This window comes from uncultured Allobaculum sp. (assembly GCF_948576815.1).
Taxonomy (GTDB): Bacteria; Bacillota_I; Bacilli_A; order Erysipelotrichales; family Erysipelotrichaceae; genus Allobaculum; species Allobaculum fili.
In genome coordinates this window covers 1-7,165 of record NZ_CAPAEZ010000101.1, presented here as the reverse complement: position 1 = coordinate 7,165, position 7,165 = coordinate 1, and the positions used below count along the sequence as shown (strand labels likewise).

At 52.7% G+C, this 7,165-nt stretch carries 14 protein-coding genes; all 14 read left to right on the top strand.

The genetic code is table 11. The features are described 5' to 3' along the window. Positions 1–29: 29 nt before the first annotated feature. Positions 30–530, top strand: a complete 501-nt coding sequence (locus Q2J39_RS10250; protein WP_276888520.1) for a hypothetical protein — start codon at positions 30–32, stop codon at positions 528–530. Between the two features lie 21 nt (positions 531–551). Next, positions 552–1,358 (top strand): hypothetical protein, encoded by an 807-nt coding sequence (locus tag Q2J39_RS10245; RefSeq protein WP_300968156.1) that lies wholly within the window; start codon positions 552–554, stop codon positions 1,356–1,358. Continuing rightward, positions 1,355–2,113 (top strand): phage antirepressor, encoded by a 759-nt coding sequence (locus Q2J39_RS10240; RefSeq protein ID WP_290457580.1) that lies wholly within the window; start codon positions 1,355–1,357, stop codon positions 2,111–2,113. Before Q2J39_RS10245 ends, Q2J39_RS10240 begins: the two co-directional genes overlap by 4 nt. Further along, positions 2,110–2,625, top strand: coding sequence for a single-stranded DNA-binding protein (locus Q2J39_RS10235; RefSeq protein ID WP_300968154.1), 516 nt, complete (start codon positions 2,110–2,112; stop codon positions 2,623–2,625). The genes Q2J39_RS10240 and Q2J39_RS10235 overlap by 4 nt, the downstream gene beginning before the upstream one ends. Positions 2,626–2,836: 211 nt before the next feature. Continuing rightward, the gene (locus Q2J39_RS10230) at positions 2,837–3,046 is read left to right on the top strand and encodes a hypothetical protein (RefSeq protein ID WP_288158573.1); all 210 of its coding nucleotides are present in this window, start codon (positions 2,837–2,839) and stop codon (positions 3,044–3,046) included. Beyond that, complete coding sequence (locus Q2J39_RS10225; protein WP_289068838.1) at positions 3,046–3,243, top strand: hypothetical protein; 198 nt, start codon at positions 3,046–3,048, stop codon at positions 3,241–3,243. Before Q2J39_RS10230 ends, Q2J39_RS10225 begins: the two co-directional genes overlap by 1 nt. Further along, positions 3,240–3,482: a hypothetical protein gene (locus Q2J39_RS10220; RefSeq protein WP_289068839.1), complete on the top strand. Its 243-nt coding sequence runs from the start codon at positions 3,240–3,242 to the stop codon at positions 3,480–3,482. Before Q2J39_RS10225 ends, Q2J39_RS10220 begins: the two co-directional genes overlap by 4 nt. Next, positions 3,479–4,033, top strand: coding sequence for a dUTP diphosphatase (locus Q2J39_RS10215; protein ID WP_289068840.1), 555 nt, complete (start codon positions 3,479–3,481; stop codon positions 4,031–4,033). Before Q2J39_RS10220 ends, Q2J39_RS10215 begins: the two co-directional genes overlap by 4 nt. 389 nt (positions 4,034–4,422) lie before the next feature. Continuing rightward, the gene (locus tag Q2J39_RS10210) at positions 4,423–5,130 is read left to right on the top strand and encodes a helix-turn-helix transcriptional regulator (protein ID WP_289068841.1); all 708 of its coding nucleotides are present in this window, start codon (positions 4,423–4,425) and stop codon (positions 5,128–5,130) included. A 170-nt stretch (positions 5,131–5,300) separates the two neighbouring features. Continuing rightward, complete coding sequence (locus Q2J39_RS10205; RefSeq protein WP_289068842.1) at positions 5,301–5,537, top strand: DUF6275 family protein; 237 nt, start codon at positions 5,301–5,303, stop codon at positions 5,535–5,537. After that, a complete protein-coding gene (locus Q2J39_RS10200; protein WP_289068843.1) occupies positions 5,530–6,249 on the top strand; it encodes a DUF3310 domain-containing protein in 720 nt (239 codons plus the stop codon). The genes Q2J39_RS10205 and Q2J39_RS10200 overlap by 8 nt, the downstream gene beginning before the upstream one ends. Further along, positions 6,246–6,440, top strand: a complete 195-nt coding sequence (locus Q2J39_RS10195) for a hypothetical protein (protein ID WP_289068844.1) — start codon at positions 6,246–6,248, stop codon at positions 6,438–6,440. The genes Q2J39_RS10200 and Q2J39_RS10195 overlap by 4 nt, the downstream gene beginning before the upstream one ends. A 61-nt stretch (positions 6,441–6,501) precedes the next feature. Continuing rightward, positions 6,502–6,756: a hypothetical protein gene (locus Q2J39_RS10190; protein ID WP_289068845.1), complete on the top strand. Its 255-nt coding sequence runs from the start codon at positions 6,502–6,504 to the stop codon at positions 6,754–6,756. Between the two features lie 33 nt (positions 6,757–6,789). Then, positions 6,790–7,165 (top strand): hypothetical protein (locus Q2J39_RS10185; protein ID WP_300913542.1); only part of this gene is annotated, 376 nt, incomplete at its 3' end.

Here is a 7,165-nt window from a genome sequence, read left to right as displayed (position 1 = left end):
GATCCGGTGACAGGTGAGGTCAAGGACGCATGAGCATCCTTGCCATTGACCCGGGGAACATCGAATCAGCCTTTGTGATGGTGACAGACGACCTGTCCAAAGTCATCGCCAAAGGCAAGCTGCCCAATGCGGATCTGGAAAGGTGCATTTCCTTGCTGGTTCACGAAAGGTGGTACTGGGATGACCCTGTCCGGCACGTGGCTGTGGAAATGGTCGCCAGCTACGGAATGCCAGTCGGGGCAGAAGTATTTGAGACCTGCGTGCAGATAGGCCGATTTGAGCGGCATATCGAGATCGTCTGGGGGAACGTCATCAACTACCAGCGCATTTATCGCATGGAAGAAAAGACGGCGATTTGCCACAACTCCCGGGCCAGAGACAGCAACATCCGCCAGGCTCTTATCGATCGGTTTGGAGTGGTCGGGACAAAGAAAAATCCCGGATATTTCTACGGTTTTAAAAAGGATATCTGGGCCGCAATGGCCGTCGCTGTCACCTATCACGATAAGTATCTGACGGATTCGGAATAGGAAAAAAGAGAGGGAATTTTGATGGACAGCGGATGGATAAAGCTCTATAGAAAACTCACGGAGTGGGAATGGTATACGGATGTTCCGACCAAGACGCTGTTCATCCACCTTCTCCTGACAGCCAACAGCAAGCCAGGCAAATGGCGGGGGATTGACGTGCCTGCCGGAGCGAAAATCACCTCCCGGGAAAAACTCTCCAAAGAAACAGGGTTATCGCAACAACAGATACGGACAGCGTTAAACAAGCTGGAATCAACCAACGAAGTAACCAAGTCAACAACTGCGACATACACCCTTATTAAGCTGACAAACTACGAAAAATATCAACTGAGCAACCAAGTCTCCAACCAGCAAGCAACCAACGAGCAACCAAGCATCAACCAACCAGCAACCACTAACAATAAGAAAAGAATGAAAGAAAGAAAGAATGATGATGATGATGACTCATCATCTGAGGTCGCTTCTTCGCTGTTCGGGAAATTCCGGAACGTGCCCCTCACCCAGGTGGAGTACAACACACTGATGGAGCGGCACCCGAAGACCGGGATGGATGCAATCGAGACGGTCAGCGAAATGCTGAAAGAGAACCCGAACAAGCCGATCAGCAGCTTTCCGGCATACCTGAACAAGATAGCCTCAGGTGAAAAGCCAGCCTACCGCAAGCAGCCTGCCGCACGACAAAAGACCGGAGTCTACTCCGGACAGCTGCCGGATTGGTACTCCGACACTGGAAGCCAGTTTTCTTCGGAGCAGGAACGACAGGAGATGCTGGAAGAAGTGGAAAAGGCGAAAGCCGAATTCGAAGAAAACATGAAAGGGAAAAAATGAACGAAATTCAGACATTTGATTTTGACGGATCTAGGATCCGCACACTCACCATCGGCACGGAACCTTACTTCGTCGGGAAGGATGTGGCGGAATGTCTGGGATATTCCAATCCGCGAAAAGCAATTATCGATCATGTAGATTTAGAAGACAAATGCGATGGGGTAACGATTCGTGACTCCATCGGTAGGGAACAGACTCCAATGCTGATCAGCGAATCCGGACTTTACTCACTGATCATGTCTAGCAAACTCCCGGAAGCAAAGCGATTCAAGCGATGGGTGACATCGGAAGTGCTGCCCAGCCTTCGCAGAAACGGCATGTACGCCATGGACGAACTGCTGGACAACCCGGACCTGGCAATCAACGCACTGCAGAAACTCAAGGAAGAACGGGAAGCCCGCAGGCAGCTGGAACTTCAGAATGCAGAGATGAAGCCCAAGGCCCTGTTTGCCGAAGCTGTGGAGACATCCAGCACTAGCATCCTGATCGGAGACATGGCAAAGCTGCTGCGGCAGAACGGCGTGGAAGTCGGACAGAGACGGCTGTTTGACTGGCTCAGGACAAACGGCTGGCTGATGAAGTCCGGGGAAAGCCGGAACATGCCGACACAGAAGGCCATGGAGAAGGGTTACTTCGAGATCAAGGAGCGGACCATCTCTAACCCGGACGGATCCGTGCGCATCACCAAGACGACGAAAGTCACGGGCAAAGGCCAGGTGTGGCTGACAAACGAATTCATGGGGGAAAGAGCATGAACATCACCAACCTTACAGGCCGGATGACAAAGGACATCGAACTTCGAACCACTCAGTCCGGAAAGACAGTCGCCAACTTCACACTGGCAGTCAATCGCCGGTTCAAGTCACAGGGACAGCCTGATGCAGACTTCTTCCGCTGCCAGGCATGGGGGAAGACAGCAGAAGTCCTGCATCAGTACACCCACAAGGGCAGCCAGATTGGAGTGACCGGCAGGCTGCAGAACAGGAGCTACGAGAACCAGCAGGGACAGAAAGTTGAGATCACCGAGGTCATCGTCGAATCCATGGACCTGCTGGACAGCAGGAACAACGGCACACAGCCCGCTGACAGGCCGCAAAGCACTTACGGCGGATATTCACCCGTCCAGACACAGAATCGCTCCTACGGGGCTGGAAATGGCTGTCAGAGCGGCGGTTATCAATACGACCAAAACGTCAGACCAAGCCACGACAATCCCTACAGCCCGGATGAAATACTTGACCTGGGCTCGGATGACCTGCCGTTCTGAGAGGTGACGAAATGCAGAAACCGAAAATCGCAGAGCAGCACCCGATGGTGCTGAGACAGCGGGCAGCCATGAGAGCGGTCCATCAGGGGATCCGGCAGGCTGAGCAGGCCGGCAACATCTTCCGGAAACGGGACCTTGAGACAAAACTCCGCTTCATGCGCAGCGAGCTGTCGGAGTGTTTCCGGAATCTCCGGAAAGCGGGGTGGAAGTGATGGACAAATTCAAACCAGTCATCACCTACGAAAAGCCGTGCGCACTGTTTGATGTTCCGGGACAGTTTGAAAAAGTCTACAGCTGCCCGGAATGCAAGCGGCGCCTGGCTTTTGGTCAGATGACATGCAAGTGCGGACACCCAATCGTCTGGGAAGGCACGAAGGAATGGGACAGGCGACAGGCAGCCAGAAAGCGAGGCCGGAAGTGATGGACGTCAAAAAAGGCATCATGCATCTGCTGACAGAGATACGGCAACTGGAGCATGAGCTGGATGAAGCGAAATCGTCCGGAAATGATGCCGAAGTCAAACGGATCAGGAAAAAACTGGAAGTCCTGCGGGACAGTCTGAAAAAGTGGTCGCATCTGCTGCAGCTGTTCCAGGACCAGTGGGGAGGCGAAGGATGAAAAACCACGAAAAATACGCAGCGGAAATTTCCGCCGCACTGGCAAATGCAGCAGACGGACCTCACGGAGTCCAGGAAATGACACTGCTGACTTATCTGGAATCCGGATGCGTAGCTGCATTCGACGACTGTGACACCTGCCCTGTCTTCCAGAGCGGGGCGTGCCCCAGTTACGGATCCTCAGCCGCACCGGATCCGGTAGAAATCGCCAAATGGCTGAATGCGGAGGTGGCAGCATGACAGAACGCATGGATCGCAAGGCATTCATCACCCGGTGGCGGAAGATGCTCAAGCTGCAGGAAAAGCTCGACGAGCGCATCGTCAAGGGACACGGCCTGACCTACAAAGACCTGCTGTACGGCAACTGGTACGTGTCCGCAATCCTGGACGAGATTGGAGAACTCAACCATGAGTTGAAAGCGGACTGGTGCTGGTGGAAAAAGACACAGGCACCGGTAGACGAGAAGAAAGTGCTGGAAGAGTTCGTGGATGTCCTGCACTTCGTCCTGAGCTGGCAGCTGGCGCATCACGAGGTAACCGGGCTGCCGCTGTCCAAATTCACGGCAATCGCGTTCAGCGAGTACGAAAACTGCGGCCGGCTTCCGGAACACCGCCGTGTCGTTTCTGCCTTCCAGCCGATGATGCTGCGGTTGAGCGAATGCAATGCCTGTCCGCCGGTCAGCCAGCTCATGTGGCTTATGCGGTGCCTCAAGCTGGATTTCGAGGACGTGTATCAGGAATATCTGGCAAAGAACAAAGTCAATCACCAGCGGCAGGACCGGGGTTACTGAGGCAGGTCATGAAAGTAAGACCGAAGAAATACCGAAAACTTGACCGGGGAGTTCCCAGTGAGTACGAAATCGGAGTTCCCGTCAGGATCATCAAGCCTGGACTCATCACCTGTATGCCGGTCCCTGCAAGGGGGGTCATCACGAGCATCGACATCGACGCCATCCAAAGCGGGGCCGAAAATGAGCTGGCCGGGAGATGACGCATACCAGGCGACACATCGCCTGCGGCTGCAGATCCGACATCTGACGAACGAGCTGGAAGCAGCGGAAGCAGCCGGCAACTACTCAGAGGCCAACCGCACTCGGGAAAAACTTAAGCCGCTCAATGACAGCCTGCACAACTTGGTACAGCTGATGAGGTCACTGGATGAAGCAGAGGAGGATGAGACATGATCACAGGAAAAGCGGTTTACGAACAGCGCAAGCGCATGAAAATGAGCCAGACAAAACTCGCCGAGCAGCTGACCATCGCCTATGGACAGAGGATCGACCAGAGTCTGGTGAGCATGTGGGAGCGGGGAGCCAGACAGGCACCGGATGACATCCTGGCCGTAATGATCCGCATCTCAGAAAAGAGAGGACGGCTCGCCAGCAAGATCGTAGACGCCGGGCTCTCCTACCAGGAGCGAAATGCTGTCGAAGCTGCGGCTGTTAAAACGTATCTGCCTCATGAGGCCATAAAAAGGGCTGTAAAAACCCGCATGGGGCAGATACAGGAGGAGCTGGACCGCGGGAATGCCTCTGTGGCGGGCGAGAACCCGCCTATAAGCGACGAAACGGAAGAAACCGGGTATTTACCGGAAGAAAGCAAAAAATCCCGTACAGACGAATCTGACGGGTCACAGGAAGGGACAGAAATGGAAGACACCAGAGGAAAGTGCATTGTCACAGAAAAGACGGATCCGAAACGGACAGATGCAGCGACACAGCTGCTGGAACCAGAAAAGAAACCAAGGTTCGCTGACATTCAGAAGACCATGTTCTGCATGTACCAGATGGCAGGCGAATGCGAAGGAATCGACGGCAGCACAGAGGTGCTGCTGATGGCTCAGAGAGAGCTGGCCAGACGCATGGAAAACGGGGTTGTTTGGGAGTAGCAACGTGGGGGTGTTTGTGAGAGAAGGTCAGACGGTGGAAGTGTTCACGCCCGAAGAGCTTGAAGAATTCCGGAAGGAAATGAGCGAAACACGGAGGCAGTGTCGGGAGGCCCACCCATGACTGCGGAAGAAGCGTTTGGGTTATTCGCAAAGAATCTGGAGTAGTACTGATGAAAAAGTGGATAAAGACAATCGCTGAGTACATCGCTCAGCGAGAAGGGTTATGTGTTGAAGAAATTTTCCTGGTCTGGAGCTGCAAGACGCTGCAGAACCGGAAAGCGATATTTGGGTGTACCAGGGACCAGCAGTTGTGGGAAGCGACTTACAACGGGGACAAAGACGAAACCTACATTGACCGTTATCAGAAGTTCAGCAACTTGGTTTTGAAGGAGGTAGCCAATGACTGAAAGATGGAAGCCGGAAGATAGAGAAAAGTTTTGGTTCATTGACCGAGATGGTAATGCCAATTTCCACATGTGGACTGAATGGGATAGCGATAACGATAAGTATGATTTCGGCAACTGCTTTCAGAGCAAGGAAGAAGCCGAAGCCGCAGCCGAAAAAGTGAAGGCTCTGCTGCTGAGTCTGCACGAGCCGAAGGTTGTCACACCGGAACCTTGGCAGATTTGGAGAAACAAATTCACATGTCAAAACTACAGAGTGTTATTTACAACCAATTGGGCGACTCCGGAGCCGTATGTCACGATTGGCAAAATGGTAAAACGTCTCATTGATAAACCAGAGGAATTACAGATCGAAGGTCGACGATTTCTGATGGACTTCGAACTTGTGCAGGAACCAGAAGAGGAATATCTTCACAAAAATCCAGAAAATTTGGGAACGTCGTCTGAACCTTCGCAAAAAGTGGGGACTTGTCAAAAAACGCCTGTTTCTGAGCGTTTGGATGCGGAAGATTGTAAAAAACACGGATTTTTACAACCTTCCCACTACAACATCACCCCTGAACCAATCGACGTGATTAAGTCATGGGGGCTGAATTTCTGTCTCGGCAACGTCATCAAGTACATCGCCAGAGCCGGTAGGAAGAAGGGTGAAAGCCGGGACAGCGACCTGCACAAGGCGATGAGTTACCTTCGGTTGGAGCTGGAGGATGAATGATGCTGACAAAAGACGAAATGGAATTCCTGAAAAGGAATCTGAGCAGTGGAACAGTACAGGAAGGGGAACTCGGCAACGACGAGCCAATCCCCTTCGTGGCTGTGCCGAACATGAGGAAACCTGACGGGAGCCTGCGCTCCTTCATCCTGGACGAAATTCTGGAAGCACTGAGGTTTGAGGGAGAGGAATGAGAAAGGAAGAAATCAAGCACGGATGGGTCACTGTCCAGGGCGCTGACGCTGTGGTGAAAGAATGAGCTGCTACGGAAAACAGATTTACGACTGCGAGCCGAACGTCGGGGAAATCTGGCTGCACAAGAGTTATGAAACCGAGTTTACCAGCATCGGCGGTATAGAGTATTCGCGTGGTGTAGAAATCCTGTTCGTGTGGGGAGGGTGTACCGGACCGACAACGGTTTTCTTCCGCGAGCTGTTCACGGGGTTTAACAGCTCCACATCCTATCGGCACTTTATGGACAATTACAGATTTGTAAGAAAGCACAAGTAAAACGACTAGAAAGGAATTTGGTTTTTGAAGACTATGACCAGGCTGACGATCGCAGCCTACAAAGAGAAATACCGGATCCAGAAGCAAAGAGATGAAAAGCTGCTGGAGCTGCTCGAAATTGAGCACAAGATGACAGGCCTGGCAAAGTCAGGGAAAGAGCTGACACCGGAGCAGCAGCGCAGCAGCAAGGCAATGCCACACACAGTCAGCCCGAACTATTCAGACCAGAAGATTCTGTCGCTGATCGAGCGCAAGGATGAGATCCAGGCGGAGATCGACTATCTGGACATGAGTCTACGAACAGCTGCGAAGATAGAGCGCATGCCGCTGATTGACCAGCAGATGATGCATGATCTGTATCACGGCCGGATGACTGCCGAGGATGTGGCCGACAAGTACGGATACCATC

Bases quoted from the DNA above. Each gene is read 5' to 3' on its own strand.
- Q2J39_RS10190 (WP_289068845.1), top strand. From the start codon at position 6,502: ATGAGCTGCTACGGAAAACAGATTTACGACTGCGAGCCGAACGTCGGG.
- Q2J39_RS10230 (WP_288158573.1), top strand. From the start codon at position 2,837: ATGGACAAATTCAAACCAGTCATCACCTACGAAAAGCCGTGCGCACTG.
- Q2J39_RS10235 (WP_300968154.1), top strand. From the start codon at position 2,110: ATGAACATCACCAACCTTACAGGCCGGATGACAAAGGACATCGAACTT.
- Q2J39_RS10250 (WP_276888520.1), top strand. From the start codon at position 30: ATGAGCATCCTTGCCATTGACCCGGGGAACATCGAATCAGCCTTTGTG.
- Q2J39_RS10240 (WP_290457580.1), top strand. From the start codon at position 1,355: ATGAACGAAATTCAGACATTTGATTTTGACGGATCTAGGATCCGCACA.
- Q2J39_RS10195 (WP_289068844.1), top strand. From the start codon at position 6,246: ATGATGCTGACAAAAGACGAAATGGAATTCCTGAAAAGGAATCTGAGC.
- Q2J39_RS10210 (WP_289068841.1), top strand. From the start codon at position 4,423: ATGATCACAGGAAAAGCGGTTTACGAACAGCGCAAGCGCATGAAAATG.
- Q2J39_RS10205 (WP_289068842.1), top strand. From the start codon at position 5,301: ATGAAAAAGTGGATAAAGACAATCGCTGAGTACATCGCTCAGCGAGAA.
- Q2J39_RS10245 (WP_300968156.1), top strand. From the start codon at position 552: ATGGACAGCGGATGGATAAAGCTCTATAGAAAACTCACGGAGTGGGAA.
- Q2J39_RS10225 (WP_289068838.1), top strand. From the start codon at position 3,046: ATGGACGTCAAAAAAGGCATCATGCATCTGCTGACAGAGATACGGCAA.
- Q2J39_RS10220 (WP_289068839.1), top strand. From the start codon at position 3,240: ATGAAAAACCACGAAAAATACGCAGCGGAAATTTCCGCCGCACTGGCA.
- Q2J39_RS10200 (WP_289068843.1), top strand. From the start codon at position 5,530: ATGACTGAAAGATGGAAGCCGGAAGATAGAGAAAAGTTTTGGTTCATT.
- Q2J39_RS10215 (WP_289068840.1), top strand. From the start codon at position 3,479: ATGACAGAACGCATGGATCGCAAGGCATTCATCACCCGGTGGCGGAAG.